Source organism: Streptomyces sp. NBC_01298 (assembly GCF_035978755.1).
In the GTDB taxonomy this organism is placed as follows: domain Bacteria; phylum Actinomycetota; class Actinomycetes; order Streptomycetales; family Streptomycetaceae; genus Streptomyces.
The window spans coordinates 2,865,790-2,886,732 of sequence record NZ_CP108414.1; the positions used below are offsets into that span (position 1 = coordinate 2,865,790).

The 20,943-nt window shown below is 70.6% G+C and carries 18 protein-coding genes; 10 read left to right on the top strand and 8 right to left on the bottom strand.

What is annotated here, in order from left to right; genetic code table 11:
* Nucleotides 1-78: 78 nt before the first annotated feature.
* The 4 genes from OG730_RS12800 to OG730_RS12815 all read right to left on the bottom strand — a co-directional run bounded on the left by OG730_RS12800 (nt 79) and on the right by OG730_RS12815 (nt 3,447).
* Nucleotides 79-807 carry an HAD family hydrolase gene (locus OG730_RS12800; protein WP_327304355.1) on the bottom strand — a complete coding sequence of 243 codons (729 nt, stop codon included), beginning with the start codon at nt 805-807 and terminating at the stop codon, nt 79-81.
* Between the two features lie 91 nt (nt 808-898).
* Nucleotides 899-2,377, bottom strand: a complete 1,479-nt coding sequence (gene gltX / locus OG730_RS12805) for a glutamate--tRNA ligase (RefSeq protein ID WP_327304356.1) — start codon at nt 2,375-2,377, stop codon at nt 899-901.
* Nucleotides 2,370-3,161 carry a fumarylacetoacetate hydrolase family protein gene (locus OG730_RS12810; protein WP_327304357.1) on the bottom strand — a complete coding sequence of 264 codons (792 nt, stop codon included), beginning with the start codon at nt 3,159-3,161 and terminating at the stop codon, nt 2,370-2,372. The genes gltX and OG730_RS12810 overlap by 8 nt, the downstream gene beginning before the upstream one ends.
* Before the next feature lie 103 nt (nt 3,162-3,264).
* Complete coding sequence (locus OG730_RS12815) at nt 3,265-3,447, bottom strand: hypothetical protein (RefSeq protein WP_266881312.1); 183 nt, start codon at nt 3,445-3,447, stop codon at nt 3,265-3,267.
* A 602-nt stretch (nt 3,448-4,049) separates the two neighbouring features.
* Between OG730_RS12815 and OG730_RS12820 the strand changes: the two genes are divergently transcribed.
* The 8 genes from OG730_RS12820 (at nt 4,050) to OG730_RS12855 (ending at nt 14,622) form a co-directional block, all read left to right on the top strand.
* Nucleotides 4,050-7,871, top strand: a complete 3,822-nt coding sequence (locus tag OG730_RS12820) for a sensor histidine kinase (RefSeq protein WP_327304358.1) — start codon at nt 4,050-4,052, stop codon at nt 7,869-7,871.
* Nucleotides 7,872-7,880: 9 nt separating this feature from the next.
* The gene (locus OG730_RS12825) at nt 7,881-8,294 is read left to right on the top strand and encodes a roadblock/LC7 domain-containing protein (protein WP_008739864.1); all 414 of its coding nucleotides are present in this window, start codon (nt 7,881-7,883) and stop codon (nt 8,292-8,294) included.
* Nucleotides 8,295-8,445: 151 nt separating this feature from the next.
* Entirely contained in the window at nt 8,446-8,838 is a 393-nt protein-coding gene (locus OG730_RS12830; protein ID WP_243337752.1) for a DUF742 domain-containing protein, read from the top strand.
* The gene (locus OG730_RS12835; RefSeq protein ID WP_254385735.1) at nt 8,819-9,406 is read left to right on the top strand and encodes a GTP-binding protein; all 588 of its coding nucleotides are present in this window, start codon (nt 8,819-8,821) and stop codon (nt 9,404-9,406) included. Before OG730_RS12830 ends, OG730_RS12835 begins: the two co-directional genes overlap by 20 nt.
* A 318-nt stretch (nt 9,407-9,724) precedes the next feature.
* Complete coding sequence (locus OG730_RS12840; protein ID WP_327304359.1) at nt 9,725-12,937, top strand: sensor histidine kinase; 3,213 nt, start codon at nt 9,725-9,727, stop codon at nt 12,935-12,937.
* 10 nt (nt 12,938-12,947) lie between these two features.
* Nucleotides 12,948-13,361, top strand: a complete 414-nt coding sequence (locus OG730_RS12845) for a roadblock/LC7 domain-containing protein (protein WP_243337850.1) — start codon at nt 12,948-12,950, stop codon at nt 13,359-13,361.
* Nucleotides 13,362-13,454: 93 nt separating this feature from the next.
* Nucleotides 13,455-14,054: a DUF742 domain-containing protein gene (locus OG730_RS12850; protein WP_327304360.1), complete on the top strand. Its 600-nt coding sequence runs from the start codon at nt 13,455-13,457 to the stop codon at nt 14,052-14,054.
* Entirely contained in the window at nt 14,035-14,622 is a 588-nt protein-coding gene (locus tag OG730_RS12855) for a GTP-binding protein (RefSeq protein ID WP_073911148.1), read from the top strand. The genes OG730_RS12850 and OG730_RS12855 overlap by 20 nt, the downstream gene beginning before the upstream one ends.
* Nucleotides 14,623-14,734: 112 nt before the next feature.
* Here the strand turns inward: OG730_RS12855 and OG730_RS12860 are convergent, their stop codons facing one another.
* Nucleotides 14,735-14,938 carry an acyl-CoA carboxylase subunit epsilon gene (locus OG730_RS12860; protein ID WP_327304361.1) on the bottom strand — a complete coding sequence of 68 codons (204 nt, stop codon included), beginning with the start codon at nt 14,936-14,938 and terminating at the stop codon, nt 14,735-14,737.
* 24 nt (nt 14,939-14,962) lie between these two features.
* Entirely contained in the window at nt 14,963-16,546 is a 1,584-nt protein-coding gene (locus tag OG730_RS12865; RefSeq protein ID WP_327304362.1) for an acyl-CoA carboxylase subunit beta, read from the bottom strand.
* Between the two features lie 332 nt (nt 16,547-16,878).
* Here OG730_RS12865 and OG730_RS12870 point away from each other — a divergent pair, with 332 nt between their 5' ends.
* On the top strand, nt 16,879-17,490 hold the full coding sequence (locus OG730_RS12870; protein WP_327304363.1) for a YceI family protein: 612 nt from the start codon (nt 16,879-16,881) through the stop codon (nt 17,488-17,490).
* A 38-nt stretch (nt 17,491-17,528) separates the two neighbouring features.
* Here OG730_RS12870 and OG730_RS12875 read toward each other — a convergent pair whose 3' ends face one another.
* Nucleotides 17,529-18,902 (bottom strand): hypothetical protein, encoded by a 1,374-nt coding sequence (locus OG730_RS12875; RefSeq protein WP_327304364.1) that lies wholly within the window; start codon nt 18,900-18,902, stop codon nt 17,529-17,531.
* 118 nt (nt 18,903-19,020) lie between these two features.
* On the opposite strand from OG730_RS12875, the gene OG730_RS12880 reads away from it, so the two are divergent.
* Nucleotides 19,021-19,161 carry a hypothetical protein gene (locus OG730_RS12880; RefSeq protein ID WP_327304365.1) on the top strand — a complete coding sequence of 47 codons (141 nt, stop codon included), beginning with the start codon at nt 19,021-19,023 and terminating at the stop codon, nt 19,159-19,161.
* 13 nt (nt 19,162-19,174) lie between these two features.
* On the opposite strand, the gene cimA is transcribed toward OG730_RS12880, so the two are convergent.
* Nucleotides 19,175-20,812 (bottom strand): citramalate synthase, encoded by a 1,638-nt coding sequence (cimA, locus tag OG730_RS12885; protein WP_327304366.1) that lies wholly within the window; start codon nt 20,810-20,812, stop codon nt 19,175-19,177.
* Nucleotides 20,813-20,943 lie beyond the last annotated feature (131 nt).

The window sequence follows — 20,943 nt, forward strand, 5'->3', positions numbered from 1 at the left end:
CAAGACCCTGAGGGACTTTCGTTCGGTTAGCGTCTCCGGCCCGGCCTTTCGGCCCGAGCGGGCGGCGCAGAAAGAACATTACCGGATGGCTGACCGTGCTCCAAAACGGGTATCCCCGGCCAGCACCTGCGGGAGTCCGTCGAGTCCGGTGATCCGGTGCACGCCCTCGGGCCCGGGCCCCCGCGATCCGTCGCGGTCGAGCCACACGGCCGTCAGCCCGGCGTCCCGGGCGCCGCGCGCGTCGATCTCGGGCTGGTCCCCCACGTAGACCACCTCCCCGGGCTCCAGACCCATCTCGGCGCACGCGGCCAGGAAGGCGCCGGCCTCGGGCTTGCTGACGCCCAGCTCCACCGCGCACACCAGGACCTCGAAGCGCTCGCGCAGGCCGAGGTGGCGCAGCTTGGGGTCCTGGTTGGCCACGGAGGAGTTCGTGAGCACCCCGTGGCGGTAGCCGCCCGCCAGGGCGTCCAGTACCGGCACGACGTCGGGGAACAGCTCCCAGGCGGCCGTGTAGTGCCCCACGTACCGCCCGAACCAGTCGTCGGCCTGCGCGTCGGTCAGCGCGGGCTCCCCGAGGAACTCGCGCACCCGGTCCCGGCGCTGCCCCTGGAAGGTGCCGTGGCCGGCCGCGAACCGCTCCCAGTGGCGGTCGGTGATCCGCCGCCACAGCGCGAGCGCCTCGACCGGAGCCCCGTACCGCTCCGCGAGCCCCTCGGCGACCAGGTGCGCCGCGAGCCCGGCCCGGTCGGCCCCGGTGTAGTCGAAGAGCGTGTCGTCGATGTCCCACAGCACCGCACGGATCCCCATGGGGCCGACCCTACGCGGAACGCCTCAGGGGCGGCAGCCGTTCGCTGATACAGCGGTCGGCTGCCGCCCCTGAGGGACGGACGGGTGGCGCCTACGCGGCGGTGAGCTTCGCCAGGGTCGCGTCGATGCGGGACAGGGAGCGGTCCTTGCCCAGGATCTCGAGGGACTCGAAGAGCGGCAGGCCGATCGTGCGGCCGGTGACGGCCACACGGACGGGGGCCTGCGCCTTGCCGAGCTTGAGGCCGTGGGCCTCGCCGGCGGTGAGGACCGCCTGCTTGAGGGACTCGGGGTCGGACCAGTCCGCGGCGGCGAGGTTCTCGCGGGCCGTGGTGAGGAGGGCCGCCGGGTCGCCCTTCATCGCCTTGTCCCACGAGGCCTGGTCCTCGACGGGCTCCTTCAGGAACAGGAAGTCGACGTTGTCCGTGATGTCGGACAGGACCGTGACGCGGGTCTGGGCGTACGGCGCGATGCGCTCCCAGGCGGCGGCGTCGAAGTCCTCGGGCGCCCAGTTGGCGTGCGGGGCCTGGAGCCACGGGGCGCAGCGGTCCGCGAAGACCTTCGGGTCGAGCAGCCGGATGTGGTCGGCGTTGATCGACTCGGCCTTCTTGAGGTCGAAGCGCGCCGGGTTGGCGTTGACGTCCGGGATGTCGAACTTCGCCACCATCTCCTCGATCGAGAAGATGTCCTGGTCCTTCGAGAAGGACCAGCCGAGCAGCGAGAGGTAGTTCAGCAGGCCCTCGGGGAGGAAGCCGCGCTCGCGGTACAGGTTGAGCGAGGCCTCGGGATCGCGCTTGGAGAGCTTCTTGTTGCCCTCGCCCATCACGTACGGCAGGTGGCCGAAGGCCGGCACCGCCTTGGCGATGCCGAGCTCGATCAGGGCCCCGTAGAGCGCGATCTGGCGCGGGGTGGAGGAGAGCAGGTCCTCGCCGCGCAGGACGTGCGTGATCTCCATCAGCGCGTCGTCGACGGGGTTGACCAGCGTGTAGAGCGGGGCGCCGTTGGCCCGGACGATGCCGAAGTCCGGCACGTTGTCCGGGGTGAAGGTCAGCTCTCCGCGGACCAGGTCCGTGAAGGTGATCGGACCGTCGGGCATCCGGAAGCGGACGATCGAGGTGCGGCCCTCGGCCTCGTACGCGGCCTTCTGCTCGTCCGAGAGGTCGCGGCAAGTGCCGTCGTAGCCGGAGGGCTTGCCGGCGGCGCGGGCGGCGTCGCGGCGGGCGTCCAGCTCCTCGGTGGTGCAGTAGCAGGGGTAGGCGTAGCCGCCGTCCTGGAGCTTCTGCGCCACGTCCTTGTAGATGTCCATGCGCTCGGACTGGCGGTACGGGGCGTGCGGGCCGCCGACCTCGGGGCCCTCGTCCCAGGTGAAGCCGAGCCAGCGCAGCGAGTCGAGCAGCTGGCCGTAGGACTCCTCGGAGTCGCGGGCCGCGTCGGTGTCCTCGATGCGGAAGACGAACGTACCGCCGTGGTGGCGGGCGAACGCCCAGTTGAAGAGGGCCGTGCGGACCAGACCCACGTGGGGGTTGCCGGTCGGGGACGGACAGAAACGTACGCGGGGGGTCGCGTTAGCCACGCTTGATCACCTTGTTGGTGAGAGTGCCGATGCCTTCGATGGTGACGGCGACCTCGTCGCCGACGTTCAGGGGGCCGACTCCGGCCGGGGTCCCCGTGAGGATGACGTCGCCCGGGAGCAGCGTCATGGCCTCGGTGATGTGCACGATGAGGTCCTCGATGGAGCGGACCATCTGGCTGGTGCGGCCGAGCTGGCGCTGTTCGCCGTTGACGGTGCACTGGATGGTCAGGTCGCTGGGGTCGAGGTCCGTCTCGATCCAGGGGCCGAGGGGGCAGGAGGTGTCGAAGCCCTTGGCGCGGGCCCACTGCTTCTCGCGCTGCTGCACGTCGCGCGCGGTGACGTCGTTGGCGCAGGTGTAGCCGAGGATGACGTCCTTGACGCGCTCGCGCGGGACCTCGCGGCACATGCGGCCGATGACCACGGCGAGCTCCGCCTCGTGGTGGAGGTCCTGGGAGAAGGACGGGTACGCGATCGGGTCGCCCGGGCCGACCACCGAGGTGGAGGGCTTGAAGAAGGTGATGGGGACGTCGGGGACCTCGTTGCCCAGCTCCGCCGCGTGCTCCGCGTAGTTGCGGCCGATGGCCACGATCTTGTTCGGGAGCACGGGCGGCAGCAGCCGGACCTTGTTCAGCGGGACCTTCGTGCCCGAGAGCTCGAAGTCCGCGAACGGGATGCCCTTGATGATGTCGAGGACGAGCTCACCTTCGGACGCCGCGAGGGCGGTGCTGCCCTCGACCGCGCCGAACGCGACATTGCCGTCGATCGAGAACCTGGCGATGCGCACGTGTTGCGTCTGCCCCTCTGTATTTCCGCTGGCTGGAGTCTGCGGACTCCAGGCTAACGCGGTCGGGGCCGGCGCTTCGCGCGGCTTTCGCCGGACGGCCCCTTTACTGCGCGGCGGCGACCGGCGCGTCCATGAGGATGGTGCGGCGCGGGTTCGCGGTCTGGGTCGGCAGCTCGACGGTGTGCTCCGGGACCGGTACGGCCTGCAGCTCCTCGGCGTCCTTGAGGTGCGCGAGGGTGGTGCGGCGCGGGTTGGCTATGTTGCGGAACATCATCGTCGTCTTCATCGGAGTGGGAAGCCCTCGGCTCACTAGGTCGGATGGTGGCGGCGGGCGCCGCCTGGATGCCTTCGGAGTGCCACTTGTCGCTCGCGGCAAGCCTGTAAAGCTCAAGGCTAAACATCTGAATCCCCCGCCGAACCGGGAAGTAATGGCCACGGCTATGTGAGTTTGCTCACCAGCGACCAGGCATTACGGGCATAACGGGCAGTCAATTCGACCCCACAAAGCGGACATTGTGCCACTGAATGCGCCATTCCGCTCCCGATCATCGCGACTGGGACAGCTTGTCAGGCGCGAGGTTTGGGCGGCGTAAGTCCGATTCCATATGAATTGGCCCGCACGTCGGGTAGTGCGGACGTCACCGGAAGTGACCGACTGTCCAGGCCGGGACTCGCACCTTGTTGGAGATCCGCCTCTGTGCTGGAATTCGCGGGACCGCCGCGGGAATCAGCCGGCGCGCAGGTGGCGCGAGACAGCGCCGAGCGCGGCGGCAACGGAGAGGGAGACGCGCCGGTCACCGACGACCACCATGGGGCGCATTGCCCCACGACTCGACACCGTCCCACCGGTCGCCCGGCGGGACGCCTGGTCCAGAGGTTGCGACGCTAGTGCAGGGACGATTCAAGAGGGATGACAAGGGGTCTCCCCAGGCCCGTCAGGGCCGTGGGGAAGCCGCGCCGGAGCAGGACCCGCGCGGCGGGACCGACCGTGGCTCCTCGCCCCAGCACGCCCAGAACCGCGGGCCGGCTGTCGAGAGCGTGGGCCCCGACGGCTCCGCCGCGGTGAAGCCCAAGGGCCGTGCCAAGCCCAAGGGCGGCTCCAAGGCCGACGACGAGTCGGGCGGCCGCGACGTCGCGATACCCCAGACCCCCCGTGGGTCCGGTTCCCGTCTGGCCATGCAGAACTGGCGCATCAGCACGCGCCTGGTGTCGCTGCTGACCCTGCCGGTCGTCGCCGCCACCACCCTCGGTGGCTTCCGCATCAACGACTCGCTCAACGACATCGCGCAGCTGGAACACATGCAGCTGCTGACGACCATGACCCGGCAGGCCACCAACCTGGCCGCCATGCTCCAGGCCGAGCGTGACAACTCCGCCGGTCCGCTGTCCGTCGACAAGTCGGGCAAGACCAGCACCCTGGTCCAGGGTGTCCGCGACTCGACCGACTCCGCCGTCCGCTCCTTCGCCGCCGCGACCGACAAGGTCGAGGTCGCGGAGGGCGACGACGAGACGCTCAGGTCGATCCGCAACAACATCCTGCAGATCGCACACGGGCTCAACAACCTCGAAGAGATCCGCAAGAACGCGTACCAGAACGGTGCCCAGCAGACCGTCACCGAGTACAACGCGCTGGTCGTCTCGCTGCTCTCGCTCTCGCAGGACATGGCCCAGGCCACCTCGAACCCCGAGATGATCAAGCGCACCCGTGCGCTGGCCGCGTTCTCCTCCGCCAAGGAGTACGCCTCGATCCAGCGCGCGGTCATCGCCGCCGCGCTCCCCGCCGACCCCAGCCAGCCCGGCAACATCACCGAGAACGACCGGCTGTACGCCCGCTCCGCGCAGAACAGCGAGGAGCAGGCGCAGAAGACCTTCGAGCTCGCCTACCAGGGCAAGCCCGAGGAGCTCCTCGCCTCGCTCGGTGACGGCAACCAGGAGATCGGCAACGCCGACGGCTACGCGCGCCGCGTCCTCGGGAACAAGGACCAGTTCCCCAAGGAGAAGCCCCGGTCCTGGATGGACTGGTACGACGCCGACGACACCAAGCTCCAGGCGATGAAGGTCATCGAGCTCACCCTGCTCGAGGACATGGAGCAGAAGGCCCGCGAGCTCAAGAACGAGTCGCAGCGCGACGCCCTCATCAACGGTGCGCTGATCCTGCTCGTCCTCGGTGTCTCCCTCGTCGGCGCCTTCGTCATGGCCCGCTCGATGATCCGCTCGCTGCGCCGCCTCCAGGACACCGCGACCCGCGTCGCCCAGGACCGGCTGCCCGAGCTCGTCAAGCAGCTGTCCGAGTCCGACCCGCAGGACGTGGACACGACGGTGGAGTCCGTCGGTCTGCACACCCGCGACGAGATCGGCCAGGTGGCCGCGGCCTTCGACGACGTGCACCGCGAGGCCGTCCGCCTCGCCGCCGAGCAGGCCCTCCTGCGAGGCAACGTCAACGCGATGTTCACCAACCTCTCGCGCCGTTCGCAGGGCCTCATCCAGCGCCAGCTCTCGCTCATCTCCGAGCTGGAGTCGCGCGAGGCCGACCCGGACCAGCTGTCCTCGCTCTTCAAGCTCGACCACCTCGCGACCCGCATGCGCCGTAACGGCGAAAACCTCCTCGTCCTCGCGGGCGAGGAGCCGGGCCGCCGGTGGACCCGCCCCGTCCCGCTCGTCGACGTGCTCCGTGCCGCGGCGTCCGAGGTGGAGCAGTACGAGCGCATCGAACTCTCGTCGGTGCCCGGCACCGACGTCGCCGGCCGCGTCGTCAACGACCTCGTGCACCTGCTCGCCGAGCTGCTGGAGAACGCCACCTCGTTCTCCTCCCCGCAGACCAAGGTCAAGGTCACCGGCCACGCGCTGCCCGACGGCCGCGTGCTCGTCGAGATCCACGACACCGGCATCGGCCTCTCCCCCGAGGACCTCGCCGCGATCAACGAGCGGCTCGCGTCCCCGCCCACCGTGGACGTCTCCGTCTCCCGCCGCATGGGTCTGTTCGTGGTCGGCCGCCTGTCCTTGCGACACGGCATCCGCATCCAGCTCCGCCCCTCCGACTCGGGCGGTACGACGGCCCTCGTCATGCTGCCGGTGGACGTCGCCCAGGGCGGCAAGAAGCCCGCTCCGATGCCCGGCCAGGGCGGTCAGGGCGGTCCCGGTCAGGGCGGTCCCGGCGCACAGGGCTCGGTCCCGGGTCCCGGCGCGCGTCCCCCGGTCGGCGCCGGCCCGCAGCGCGGCCAGGTGTCCGCCGGCAACCAGCGCGCGGCCCTGCCGGGCCGCGACGGCGCCCCCGGCGGTCTGCCCCAGGGCCCCGGCCCGCAGGGCGGACGGCCCCCGCAGCAGCAGGGCCCCGGCGGCCAGACCCAGAGCGCCTTCGGTTCGGGTGCTCCGCTGCCGGGCCGCGGCCCGGTCTCGGGTCCCGGCGGCCCGGGCGGCTTCGGCGGTCCGCAGGCCCGTCCTCCGGTCGGCGTCCCCACGGCGTCCGGTCCCGGCGGCTTCCCGCAGGGCAACGGCTTCGAGCGTCCGCAGCAGGGTCAGCCGGGGCAGCAGGCTCCGCAGCAGGCTCCGCAGCAGCAGGGACAGCCCGGACAGCCCGGTCGGCAGCAGACCGGCGGCCCGGCCGCGCGCGGTCCCCGGCCGCAGCTTCCGCCGCGCGGTGGCGCGCCCCGTCCGGAGCTTCCGGGCGCGGGTGGCGGCCCCTCCGCGATGCCCCAGACCACCTCGTGGGGCGCGGGCCAGCGCGGTCACGACGTACCGCGCGGCCACGACGAGCTGTCGGGCCCCGGATCCACGTCCGAGTTCCCCCGCCCCGACTTCAACGCCCCGGCCCCGCAGGCCGGCCCGGCGGGTGGCTACGACAGCGGCGCCACGGGCCAGTTCGCCCGTCCGGAGTTCGGTGACCCGGCCTCCACGGGGCAGTTCGCCCGTCCCGAGTTCGGTGACCCCGCCTCCACCGGGCAGTTCGCCCGTCCCGAGTTCGGCGACCCGGCCTCCACCGGCCAGTTCGCCCGCCAGGACTTCCAGGCCCAGCGGCCCGGCGGCCCGGGTGTCGGCGGCTTCGCCCAGCCCGGCCAGCCCGGCCAGGCCCCGCAGCCCCAGGGCGACTACGCCCCCGTACCGCCTCCGCGCGCGGAGGCTCCGCGGCTGCCGCAGGCGCCCCGTCCCGAGGCGCTGCCCCCGGCCGGGCCGAGCGGTGAGGGTCGCAGCCCGATCTTCGACACGCTGGAGTCGAACTGGTTCCGCCAGGAGGCCGGCCAGGCCCCCGCGCAGGTACCGGCGGTGCCCCAGCAGGCGCAGCAGTCCGCCCCGGCGGCTCCGGCTCCCGCCTCCCCCCAGCGCCCGCAGCAGCACCAGCTGCCGCAGCGCGGCGCGGAGCAGGCTCCGGCGGAGTCCGCGCAGACGGCCACCGGCGCCGTGCCGACCGTGAGCTGGCGCTCCTCGCCGAACGACGAGCTGATGCGGCAGGCCGAGCGCGTGCGCCAGCCCGCCGCCGGCGGCATCACCACGTCGGGTCTGCCCCGCCGGGTCCCGCGGGCGAACCTCGTGGCCGGCACCGCGCAGCAGCAGGCCGAAGCACAGGCCGGCCCCCAGGTTTCGCGGTCCCCGGACGATGTCCGAGGCCGTCTCACCAACCTCCGCCGCGGTATCCAGCAGGGACGGCAGGCCGGCACCACCGGACCGGCCACCGGCAACTACCACGTCGACCCCACTTACCAGCAGGAGCGATAGTTGAGTTCGATGAGCCAGGCGGCACAGAACCTGAACTGGTTGATCACCAACTTCGTGGACAACACCCCAGGGGTGTCCCACACCGTGGTGGTATCCGCCGACGGCCTCCTTCTGGCCATGTCCGAAGGCTTCCCCCGCGACCGGGCCGACCAGCTCGCCGCGGTGGCCTCCGGGCTGACCTCCCTCACCGCGGGCGCGTCCCGCATCTTCGAGGGCGGTGCCGTCAACCAGACGGTGGTGGAGATGGACCGCGGATTCCTCTTCCTGATGTCGGTTTCCGACGGATCCTCGCTGGCCGTACTGGCGCACCCCGAGTGCGACATCGGCCTGGTGGGTTACGAGATGGCCCTCCTCGTGGACCGCGCCGGCAGTGTCCTCACCCCGGACCTGCGCGCGGAACTGCAGGGAAGCCTGCTCATCTGACTGCCGCTCTCCCGGCCGGACGGTACTGCCGGCCGGGGGACCGGGGCCGCGGCCCCGGAACCCAGTACCGCCATCAGGCCGTCATACCGTCCCCCCACCGGCCGCCCCGTCAGACGGCACGCTGACCATTGCTGTCCAGCCCGGAGGATCAATGACCCCGCCCCCCGCCTATTCCGATCAGTACGGAGACTCGTACTCGGAAGGCGACCAGCCGCTGGTTCGTCCGTACGCGATGACCGGTGGCCGGACCCGACCGCGCTACCAGCTCGCCATCGAGGCCCTGGTCAGCACCACGGCCGATCCGATGCACCTGTCCGGGCTGCTCCCGGAGCACCAGCGCATCTGCACCCTCTGCCGTGAGGTCAAGTCGGTCGCGGAGGTCTCCGCACTGCTCAACATGCCGCTCGGCGTGGCACGGATCCTCGTCGCCGACCTGGCGGAGGCCGGCATGGTGGCCATCCACCAGCCGGGCAATGGAGAGGCCGGCGGCACGCCGGATGTAACGCTGCTCGAAAGGGTGCTCAGTGGACTTCGCAAGCTCTAACGGTGGAGCGGCTCCTGCTCGCTCCACCACCTCCGCGAAGATCGTGGTGGCGGGTGGTTTCGGCGTGGGCAAGACCACGTTCGTCGGCGCCGTCTCCGAGATCAACCCGCTGCGTACCGAGGCCGTGATGACGTCCGCGAGCGCGGGCATCGACGACCTGACCCACACCGGGGACAAGACGACCACCACGGTCGCCATGGACTTCGGCCGCATCACCCTCGACCAGGACCTGATCCTGTACCTCTTCGGTACCCCGGGCCAGGACCGCTTCTGGTTCATGTGGGACGACCTGGTGCGCGGCGCGATCGGGGCGATCGTCCTGGTCGACACGCGACGCCTGGCCGACTGTTTCCCGGCCGTCGACTACTTCGAGAACAGCGGCCTGCCGTTCGTCGTGGCGCTCAACGGCTTCGAGGGACACCAGCCGTACACCCCGGAGGAAGTCCGCGAGGCCCTGCAGATCGGCCCGGACGCCCCCATCATCACCACCGACGCCCGCCACCGCGCGGACGCCAAGAGCGCGCTCATCACGCTCGTCGAGCACGCCCTGATGGCGCGGCTCAAGTAACGGATCACGCAGGGGCGCCGCGCAACGGGGGCTTCACGGGCTGGTTTGAGGGGCGGGCTGTGTCATGCGACACGGCCCGCCCCCTTCGTTCATAACGTTTCGACAGAGAATTGGCGTTAGTTGGCGACACGGTGCGTTCGTCCGGTGCCGCTGCGCTCACAACTGGCCCCGATTTTGCCGCAGGACGCTCTTTATGTCCGATTTATGTGGGGCATAAGGCTCTAGGAATGGCCGATTTCAACTGTTTGGAACACGGCCGTTAACCGTGCTGGAATTCAACGAACTAGCTAGTAGCACCGCCGAGAGGTTGTTGGTCGAGTGAGGCGAAGCAACTCGAGCCCCGCGGATGAACCCGCGCGCGGCAACTTCACCCCGCCGCCACGCGCGGCCACGTCTGCCTTTGACGTACCCGTGGAACCATCCGTGAGCCCCGGCAGCACCAGCAGGTTCTCGCCCCGCAACTGGCGTGTGCCGACCCGTCTGAACGCCATCCTGCTCGTCCCGGTCCTCGTCGGACTGGTCATGGGCGGTTTCCAGGTGAAGGGCTCGATCGACACCTGGAACGAGGCCAAGGACGCCGAGAAGACCGCGGGCATCGTCACGGCCGCCGCCGAGTACGGCCAGGCGCTGCTGAACGAGCGCGACCTGACGGCCGATCCCCTGCTCAGGGGCCAGCGCGACTCCGAGCCCGTGCTGAAGGCCTACGCCGCCACCGACGCCGCCAAGGCGAAGTTCGCCGAGGCCGCGAAGGACCTGCCCGAGGGCCAGGGCCTGGAGCGCCGCCTGGAGCTCTTCCGCCAGGAGGAGCCGAAGCTGGAGCAGGTCCGCAAGACGGCCTACGTGGGGAAGTACGAGACGCCGAAGAAGGCCCTTCCCAAGGACCTGGGCCCGATCCCGACCGAAGAGGGGTACGTGCTGGTCCAGCACTACCTCATGCAGTTCTCCAACGAGCTGGGCCTCGGCACCGGCAACGTGACCTCGTACGGCCGCATGGTCTACGCGCTCGAACTGTCCAAGGCCGCGAACTCGCTGCAGCGCTCGGTGGGCACGCACCTGCTGGTCCGGCCGAACGCGGACGAGGACATCCGCAAGGCCCAGCTCGTCGCCTTCTCCTCGTACGCGTACCTCGAAGAGATCGCCATCGGCGAGTACGTCGCCGCCGGCACCGACGAGGACGTCGCACGGCTGCGCGAGATCATGGGCAAGAAGTCCGAGGAGGGCGCCCAGAAGCTCGCCGCCGCCAAGCAGGCGGCCGAGCAGGCCGGCACCGTCTTCCACGCCCCGCCGGTGGTCAACGGCTCCGCGCTCACCGGTATGACCGAGGCGATAGCCAGCGGCGAGAAGCCCTCCAAGCTGGCGCAGGACGGCACCACCCCGGCAGCGTGGCAGGCCGCGGCCACCGCCAAGTTCGACGGCTACGCCGAACTGGAGAAGGAACTCCTCGCCAAGGCCCTCAAGGACTCGGTCGCGGTCTCCGACGAGGCCCGCAACGACGCCATCCTGACCGGCGCCATCGTGGTCGTGGCCCTGCTCGCCGCCTTCATCCTGGCCGGCATGATGGCCCGCCAGATGGGCCGCGCGATGCGCCGGCTGCGCAACGGCGCCTTCGACGTCGCCGAGCAGCGCCTGCCGATGCTCGTGGACCAGCTCTCGCGCACCGACCCGGGCAAGGTCGACACCCGGGTGGTGCCGATCCCCATCGACTCCCAGGACGAGATCGGCGAGGTCGCCCGCGCCTTCGACCAGATCCACCGGGAGGCCGTCCGGCTCGCCGCCGAGCAGGCCCTCCTCCGGGGCAACGTCAACGCGATCTTCACGAACCTCTCCATGCGCAACCAGTCGCTGATCGAGGGCCAGCTGACCCTGATCACCGAGCTGGAGAACAACGAGGCCGACCCGGACCAGCTGGAGAACCTCTTCCGCCTGGACCACCTGGCCACCCGCATGCGCCGCAACGGCGAGAACCTCCTCATCCTCGCGGGCGAGGAGCCGGGCCGCCGCTGGGACCAGCCGGTCCCCCTCGTCGACGTCCTGCGCGCCGCCTCCTCCGAGGTGGAGCAGTACGAGCGCGTCGAGCTGTCGGGCGTCTCCGAGGCCGAGATCCACGGCCAGGCCGTGACCGACCTCGTGCACCTGCTCGCCGAGCTGCTGGAGAACGCCACCACCTTCTCCTCCCCGCAGACCAAGGTCCGGGTCAACGCGACGCGTCTGCCCGACGGCCGCGTGATGGTCGAGATCCACGACAAGGGAATCGGCCTGACGGCCGAGGACTTCGCGGACATCAACCACAAGCTGGCCAACCCGCCGACCGTGGACGCCGCGATCTCGCAGCGCATGGGTCTGTTCGTGGTCGGCCGGCTGGCCGACCGGCACAGCATCCGCGTCCAGCTGCGCCCCTCGGGCGAAGCGGCCGGCACCACCTCGCTGGTCATGCTCCCCGACGCCATCACCCACGGTGGCGGTGGCGAGGAGATACCGGCGGACGACTTCACGGTCTCCCAGATGATCCCGCGCCAGCAGAACCAGCAGTCGGCTCCGCTGCGCACGGCCGCCGAGCTCGGCTTCGACGACTCCCGCTACGAGGTCCACCGGGCCGACCAGCCGGGCTACGACGAGCCCGTCGCCGACCCGGTCGGCCGGTCCCTGGGCCGCGAGGAGCGCCGGGCCGCGCTGGAGGCGCAGGTCGGCTACCCGCAGGCGCAGGCGGAGTACGACGAGTCCGCGGCCCCCGCGGCGGAGTATCCGGAACCGCAGCCGGAGCACGCGTACCAGCCGTACCAGGGCTACGAGCAGCAGCCCGCCCAGGGCTACGACCTCGGTTACGAATCCGCTCAGGCCGGGCAGGGATACGACGCGTACACCCAGCAGGATTACGCGTATCCGGAACCCGGGTACACGGATCAGCGACAGGAAACCCCGGCCTACGACGGCGGGTACGATTCCCGTTCCACGGCTGCGGAGTGGCCCCAGCAGAACACCTACTCGGGCTCCTACCAGCAGGATTACGGGACCGAATCGGAATCACCGGCCGCTCCCGAACCGGCCCAGGAACGCGTAGGCTTCGACCGTCCGGGCGCCACCGCCGACGCCGGCCACCAGGTGACCGGGGCGGGCCTGCCGCGACGCGGCAGCCAGCCGCAGCAGCGGCCGGGACAGCAGGAAGCGGAGTCCTCCGGATCCCTCTTCGAGCAGCGGCCGCAGCGTCAGCAGCAGCCCGCGGCGCCGGAGAAGGCCCCCGAGGAACCGGCGGGAACTGACGACTGGCGCTCGAACAACGACGAGCGCTGGCAGCAGGCCGCCAAACTCCGTGAGCCGAAGGCCGGCGGGGTCACCCCCTCCGGTCTCCCCCGGCGCGTGCCCAAGGCCAACCTGGTCGAGGGCGCTGCGGAGACGACGCCGCAGGGAGGCCCCGAGGTCTCCCGGGCCCCGGAGGACATCCGTGGCAGGTTGAGCAACCTGCGACGCGGCGTCCAGCAGGGCCGCAACGCGGGATCCGAGCAGTCAAGTAACAGCTATGACCAGGAGCGTTAGTGTGAGCGCGATGAGCCAGGCGGCGCAAAACCTGAACTGGTTGATCACCAACTTCGTGGACAACACCCCAGGGGTGTCTCACACGGTGGTGGTATCCGCCGACGGCCTCCTTCTGGCTATGTCCGAGGGCTTCCCCCGCGACCGGGCCGACCAGCTCGCCGCGGTGGCCTCCGGACTGACCTCCCTCACCGCGGGTGCCTCGCGCATCTTCGAGGGCGGCGCCGTCAACCAGACCGTGGTGGAGATGGACCGCGGATTCCTCTTCCTGATGTCCGTCTCCGACGGATCCTCGCTCGCGGTGCTCGCGCACCCCGAGTGCGACATCGGCCTGGTGGGTTACGAGATGGCCCTCCTCGTGGACCGCGCCGGCAGTGTCCTCACCCCGGACCTGCGCGCGGAACTGCAGGGCGGACTTCTCAACTAGCAGACAGGCAGTGCGTTTCGCGTCACTGCACCATAGGGTGCGGTGGCGCGGTTCCACAGGGAGTACTGCGTACTTGGAGTCGGAGGAGGAAACGTGACAACACCCGGAGGACATCCCTATGGCGGCGCGCAGCAGCCGCAGGGTGGGCACGACCAGAACCGCTTCAACTTCCCTTCCGCTCCCAGCAACCGGCCCGCGCCGGAGCACGACCCCGCCTCCGGGCAGCCGTACCAGCGGCAGCCCTACCAGCAGCCGCAGCAGCCGTACGGCCGGCCGCAGCAGCAGCCCGGGCAGTCCTACCGGCCCTCGCAGCAGCCTCCGCGCGGCGGGCGCCCGCCGGCTCCCCAGGCGCACAACCCGCTGGTGCGCCCGTACGCGATGACCGGTGGCCGGACCCGTCCGCGCTACCAGCTCGCCATCGAGGCACTGGTCAGCACGACGGCCGATCCCGCGCGTCTGCAAGGGCAGTTGCCCGAGCACCAGCGCATCTGCCTCCTGTGCCAGGAGATCAAGTCCGTCGCGGAGATCTCGGCACTTCTTTCCATTCCTCTTGGCGTAGCCCGGATCCTCGTCGCCGACCTGGCGGAGGCGGGCCTCGTAGCCATCCACCAGCCCGGCGGCGACGAGTCCGCCGGCGGCCAGCCAGACGTGACACTGCTCGAAAGGGTGCTCAGTGGACTTCGCAAGCTCTAACGGCGGAGCGGCTCCTGCTCGCTCCACCACCTCCGCGAAGATCGTGGTGGCGGGTGGCTTCGGCGTGGGCAAGACCACGTTCGTCGGCGCCGTCTCCGAGATCAACCCCCTGCGCACCGAGGCCGTCATGACGAGCGCCTCCGCCGGCATCGACGACCTGACCCACACCGGGGACAAGACGACCACCACGGTCGCCATGGACTTCGGCCGCATCACCCTCGACCAGGACCTGATCCTGTACCTCTTCGGTACCCCGGGCCAGGACCGCTTCTGGTTCATGTGGGACGACCTGGTGCGCGGCGCGATCGGCGCCGTCGTCCTCGTCGACACCCGCCGTCTCGCCGACTGCTTCCCCGCCGTCGACTACTTCGAGAACAGCGGCCTGCCCTTCGTCATCGCCCTCAACGGCTTCGACGGGCACCAGCCGTACACCCCGGAGGAAGTCCGCGAGGCCCTGCAGATCGGCCCGGACGCCCCCATCATCACCACCGACGCCCGCCACCGCGCGGACGCCAAGAGCGCGCTCATCACCCTGGTCGAGCACGCCCTCATGGCCCGCCTGCGGTAGCCGTCCCCGGCGCCACGCGCCGGGTCGCACGCGCCCGGTCGTACGCGAAAGCCCCCCGCACTCCGAGGAGTGCGGGGGGCTTTTTCGCGTGGTGTCCGCGGGGCTTCGGGTACTAGCCCTGCCAGCTGCGCGGGCCGCGGAAGCCGGGGGTGCGCTCCAGGCGGCGCCAGCCGGCCTGGGAACCCACGGCGGCGGCCGGGGCGTACTCGGGGGTGGCGGCGGCGCGGGCGAGCAGGATCGCGGTGATCGCGGCCAGCTCCTCGGGCTCGGCGTTGCCCTTCTCGACCTTCAGCAGGGTGCCGTTCGCGTTGCTCATCGGTGGCGTTCTCCTTCGACGTCTCTACTGGGGCGGGTTGCCGTGCTTGCGCGACGGCAGATCGGCGTGCTTGTTGCGGAGCATCGCGAGGGCGGCGACGAGGACCTCGCGCGTTTCGGCGGGGTCGATGACGTCGTCGACGAGGCCTCGCTCGGCCGCGTAGTACGGGTGCATCAGCTCGGCCTTGTACTCCTTGACCATGCGCGCACGCATGGCCTCGGGGTCTTCGGCGTCCGCGATCTGCTTGCGGAAGATGACGTTGGCGGCGCCCTCGGCGCCCATCACGGCGATCTCGTTGGTCGGCCAGGCGTAGGTGAGGTCGGCGCCGATGGACTGGGAGTCCATGACGATGTACGCCCCGCCGTAGGCCTTGCGCAGGATCAGGGAGATCCGCGGCACGGTCGCGTTGCAGTACGCGTACAGCAGCTTCGCGCCGTGGCGGATGATGCCGCCGTGCTCCTGGTCGACGCCCGGCAGGAAGCCGGGGACGTCCAGGAGGGTGATGATCGGGATGTTGAAGGCGTCGCAGAGCTGGACGAAGCGCGCCGCCTTCTCGGAGGCGTGGATGTCCAGGACGCCGGCGAGGTGGCCGGGCTGGTTGGCCACGATGCCCACGACCTGGCCGTCCATCCGCGCCAGCGCGCAGATGATGTTGCGGGCCCAGCGCTCGTGGATCTCCAGGACGTCGCCCTCGTCGACGAGCTCCTCGATGACCTTGAGCATGTCGTACGGGCGGTTGCCGTCGGCGGGCACGAGGTCGAGCAGGACGTCGGAGCGGCGGTCCGCCGGGTCGCTGGTCTCGTGGACCGGGGGGTTCTCGCGGTTGTTGGAGGGCAGCATCGTGATGAGGTAGCGGACCTCGGAGATGCAGGTCTCCTCGTCGTCGTACGCGAAGTGCGCCACCCCCGAGGTCTCGGCGTGCACGTCCGCGCCGCCGAGGCCGTTCTGGGTGATCTCCTCGCCGGTCACCGCGCGGACCACGTCCGGACCGGTGATGAACATCTGCGAGGTCTCCCGGACCATGAACACGAAGTCCGTCAGCGCCGGGGAGTAGGCCGCGCCGCCGGCGCAGGGGCCCAGCATCACCGAGATCTGCGGGATGACACCCGAGGCCTTGGTGTTGCGCTGGAAGATCCCGCCGTACCCGGCGAGCGCCGAGACGCCCTCCTGAATGCGGGCACCGGCGCCGTCGTTGAGGGAGACCAGCGGGGCACCGGCCGCGATGGCCATGTCCATGATCTTGTGGATCTTCGTGGCATGGGCCTCACCCAGAGCGCCACCGAAGATCCGGAAGTCGTGCGCGTAGACGAAGACCGTACGGCCCTCGACCGTGCCCCACCCGGTGATGACACCGTCCGTGTAGGGCTTCTTGGCCTCGAGGCCGAACCCGGTCGCACGGTGGCGACGCAGCTGCTCGACCTCCTTGAAGGAACCCTCGTCGAGCAGCAACGCGATCCGCTCACGGGCGGTCAGCTTGCCCTTCGCGTGCTGCGCTTCGGTCGCACGCTCACTCGGGCCGCGGCGCGCCTGCTCACGCAGGTCGTGCAGCTCGGCCACGCGCCCGCGGGCGTCCGTCGGCTCGCTCGGAATCTGGTCCACAACGGTCATGTAATGACCTTACGAAGCCGGACCGGAAAAACCCTCCGTCGAATCCGCACAGTGTCAGGTGTCTTCCGCTGTCCGGGCCGGACAGAACCAGTGGGAGAGCAGTGCGTCCCACCAGGTAGGACGTTGGTCCTTTGTGGGGTCTCCACAAATCCTCACCCCAAGTGGCCGCCTAGGCGTCACCAAGATGCCGTCAAGACGTCCAAGCCACCCACCAGAGTGGCAGAGGTTGAAATTTGAACGGAATGGGTCTAGCGTCGTTCTTGTTGAAAGTTCAACGAGTCACCGAGTGAGTGCCGGACATCGAGCGGCACCCCTACCAAGGAGAAGTAGCCATGGGTATCTTCAACCGCCGCGCCCAGGACACCACCACGACCGCCGTCGCCACCCTCGACGTGGACCCGGCCCTGGCCGCGCTCACCGGCGACTACGTCATCGACGCCTCGCACAGCAGCATCGGCTTCACCGTCCGCCACGCGATGGTCACCAACGTGCGCGGCACCTTCGCCGAGCACGAGGGCGCCCTGCACCTGGACGGCGCCGACCCGTCCCGCTCCACCGCCTCCATCGAGGTGAAGATCGCCTCCATCGACACCGGAATCGGCGACCGCGACGGCCACCTGCGCTCCGGGGACTTCTTCGACGCCGAGACCTTCCCGCTGATGACCTTCCGCTCCACCGAGGCGCAGCAGCTCGGCGGCGACAAGTACCGCATCACCGGCGAGCTGACCATCAAGGACGTCACGCGCCCGCTCTCCATCGACCTGGAGTTCGGCGGCTCGGCCACCGACGTCTACGGCAACGAGCGCGTCGGGTTCGAGGGCTCCGCCGAGATCCTGCGCTCCGACTGGGGCCTGACCTGGAACGCGGCTCTGGAGACCGGTGGCGTGATGGTCAGCGACAAGGTGAAGCTGACCTTCGACATCTCGGCGATCAAGCAGGCCTGAGGCCGGTTGCTCGCCGCGGGTCCGGGGGCCGGGGGCGGCTAGAAGTCGCCTCCGCCGAACCCGCCTCCACCGCCGAAGTCCCCGCCGCCGCCGAAGTCCCCGCCGCCGAAGTCGGACGGGTTGAAGTCGGCCCCGGAGACGTCGCCCCCGTCGAAGCCTCCGCCGCCCCCGTCGAATCCGTTGCCGCCGCCGAAATCGGAGGCGTAGGCCGGACTGGACATCATCGAACCGAGCATCGTGCCCATGAGCAGGCCGGGCAGGATGCCGCCGCCGAAGTAGCCGCCGGCCCAGGGACCGTACGCCGGACCGGCGTCGTAGTAGGGGCGCGGACCGTGCTCGGTGTCGACGGTGCGGACCGCCGGGTCCTGGCCGTCGCGCAGCCGGACGGCGTCCGCCGCGCAGACCGGGACCGTACGGGCGGCCCCGCCCGCCGGGGCCCAGGCGGCGTCCTCGGTGCTCGGCCCGTGGCGCGGGTCGAAGAAGCAGGGCGCTCGGCGCTCGGGCAGCGGCCGGCCCTCGCGACGGGCGTCGAGGCGGGCCAGGGCGTACCGGCCGTCCTCGAGGGCCTGGGTGACTCCCTTGACCTCCTCCGGGTACCGCACGGAGGCCATGATCTGCTTGGCCTTCTCGTAGGAGTCGAGGCCCTGCTCGTAGTCCGCGCGCATGGCGTCGTCGGCGCCGGGCTCCCCGGGGTGGAAGTCGAGGCGCTCCAGCTCCTCGCCGAAGGCCGTGATGTCCTCGTCGACGACCACGCTCAGCCGGGCGATGGACTCGCGCCGGAGTTCTTCCTTCTTCTTGCGGTTGCGCTTGACCAGCGCGTACGCCCCGCCGCCGCCGACGGCGGCCACCACGCCGAGCCCGATCAGGGCGCCCACCGGAGCCCCGTCGTCGGCCGCCGCGCCGCCCCAGGAGGCGGGGGCCTTGCCCTTGGCCTGGGCGAGGGCCTGGTCCACGAAGTTGTTGAGCTCGGTGCTCGCGTCGACGGCGCCGCCCGCCTTGACGGCGTCGACGAGGTTGCGGACCGCATTGTTCGGCATGACGGCCCGGTCGGCGCCGGCGTTGAAGCCGTCCCCGAGCCGGATCGCGTAGAGCCCGGTGATCCCGGTCTCGGTACGGACGGTCTTCAGCACGCTCGCGGCCGGGAACTCGGCGGTGGCCGGCAGCACGGCGACGAACACGGGCTTCCCGGCGTCCTTGATCTTCTTCGCGAGCGCGTCCGCCTGTGCGGGCGGCAGCTGGGCCTCGGCGCGGGGGTCCACGTAGACCGGGCCCTTCTTGAGGGCCTCCGCCACGGTGGTGGTCCCATCGGCGGCCGCCGCCCCCGGGGCGACCAACAGCGCGGTCCCGGACAGCCCCAGCAGCAGAGCGGCCAGCAGCGATCCCATACGTACGGATATAAGCCTGGTCCTCATAGTCACGACGCTACCCGAACGGGTGCAATCCTGTGTGAGCTGGACATAAGGCCTACCGCCCCGGCGGAAGGGCTCCGACCCCACCCTGCGGGCCAGGGGGCGGGGCGATGCGACGGGCATGGCTGCGGGGACGGTACTGGCGGCGGCGAGCCATTTCCGGACCGAGGACATAGAAGCCCTCGGTCCGGACCAGGTGTGGGCGAACGGCAAGGCCATGAGCCGCAAGAAGTACCGGGCGTACGTCAAGGACGAGTGCTGACCACTCGGTGGGACTACTCCGCCGGCTCCACGCCCGCGTGGAGGAGGCCGTAGGTGAAGGCGTCCTCCAGGGCCTGCCAGGAGGCGGCGATGACGTTCGGGGCGACGCCGACCGTGTTCCATTCGCGGGAACCGTCCGTCGTGGTGACCAGGACCCGGGTCGTGGACGCCGTGCCGTGTGCGCCTTCCAGGATGCGGACCTTGTAGTCGATCAGCTCGAACTTCGCGAGCTGGGGGTAGAAGCGCTCCAGGGCGACCCGCAGCGCGCGGTCCAGTGCGTTGACCGGGCCGTTGCCCTCCGCCGTCGCGACGATCCGCTCGCCCTTGGCCCACAGCTTCACCGTGGCCTCGTTGGCGTGCGTGCCGTCGGGGCGGTCCTCGACGATGGCCCGCCAGGACTCGATGCGGAAGTACTTGCGCGCCCGGCCCTCGGCCTCGGCGCGCAGCAGCAGCTCGAAGGAGGCGTCGGCGGCCTCGTACGTGTAGCCCTGGAGCTCGCGCTCCTTGACCCGCTCCACGACCCGGGAGACCAGTGCGCGGTCCCCGCCGAGGTCGACGCCGAGCTCCTTGCCCTTGAGCTCGATGGAGGCCCGGCCGGCCATGTCGGAGACGAGCATCCGCATGGTGTTGCCGACCCGCGCGGGGTCGATGTGCTGGTACAGGTCCGGGTCGACCTTGATCGCGGAGGCGTGCAGGCCCGCCTTGTGCGCGAAGGCGGAGACGCCGACGTAGGGCTGGTGTGTGGAGGGGGTGAGGTTGACGACCTCGGCGATGGCGTGGGAGATCCGGGTCATCTCGGCCAGCGCGCCCGCCGGGAGGACCGTACGGCCGTACTTGATCTCCAGCGCGGCGACGACCGGGAAGAGGTTGGCGTTGCCGACGCGCTCGCCGTAGCCGTTCGCGGTGCACTGCACGTGGGTGGCGCCGGCGTCGACGGCGGCCAGCGTGTTGGCGACGGCGCATCCGGTGTCGTCCTGGGCGTGGATGCCCAGGCGCGCGCCGGTGTCGGCCAGCACGGTCGCGACGGTCGCGGCGATCTGCGCGGGCAGCATGCCGCCGTTGGTGTCACAGAGGACCACGACGTCGGCGCCGGCCTCGTGGGCGGCGCGTACGACGGCCTTCGCGTACTCGGCGTTGGCCCGGTAGCCGTCGAAGAAGTGCTCGCAGTCGACGAAGACCCGGCGGCCCTGGGAGACCAGGTGGGCGACGGTGTCGCGGACCATCTCCAGGTTCTCGTCGAGGGTGGTGCGCAGCGCGAGCTCGACGTGCCGGTCGTGGGACTTGGCGACCAGGGTGATCACCGGGGCGCCGGATTCCAGCAGGGCGCGGACCTGCGGGTCGGTGGCGGCGGAGCCGCCCGCCCGGCGGGTCGCGCCGAAGGCGACGAGCTGGGCGTGCTTGAAGTCGATCTCCGCGCGGGCACGCGAGAAGAACTCCGTGTCGCGCGGGTTGGCGCCGGGCCAGCCGCCCTCGATGAACCCCACCCCGAAGTCGTCCAGGTGGCGGGCGATCGTCAGCTTGTCAGCGACCGTGAGGTTGATGCCCTCACGCTGGGCACCGTCGCGCAGGGTCGTGTCGAAGACGTGGAACCCGTCATCGGGGCCGGGGCCCGAAGCCGGCGCAGTCGGCTCGGTCGCCTCTGTCGTCGTCATGCTGATCTGACTCCTGTCGGATGGGTGGTTCCGGATGCCCGCCCTAGGGCGGGCCGACGCCACTGCCCCCATCATCGCGCGCTGCCCGATTCCGGCGTGTTCGGGCCGGAAAACGAAAAAACCTCTCGCGG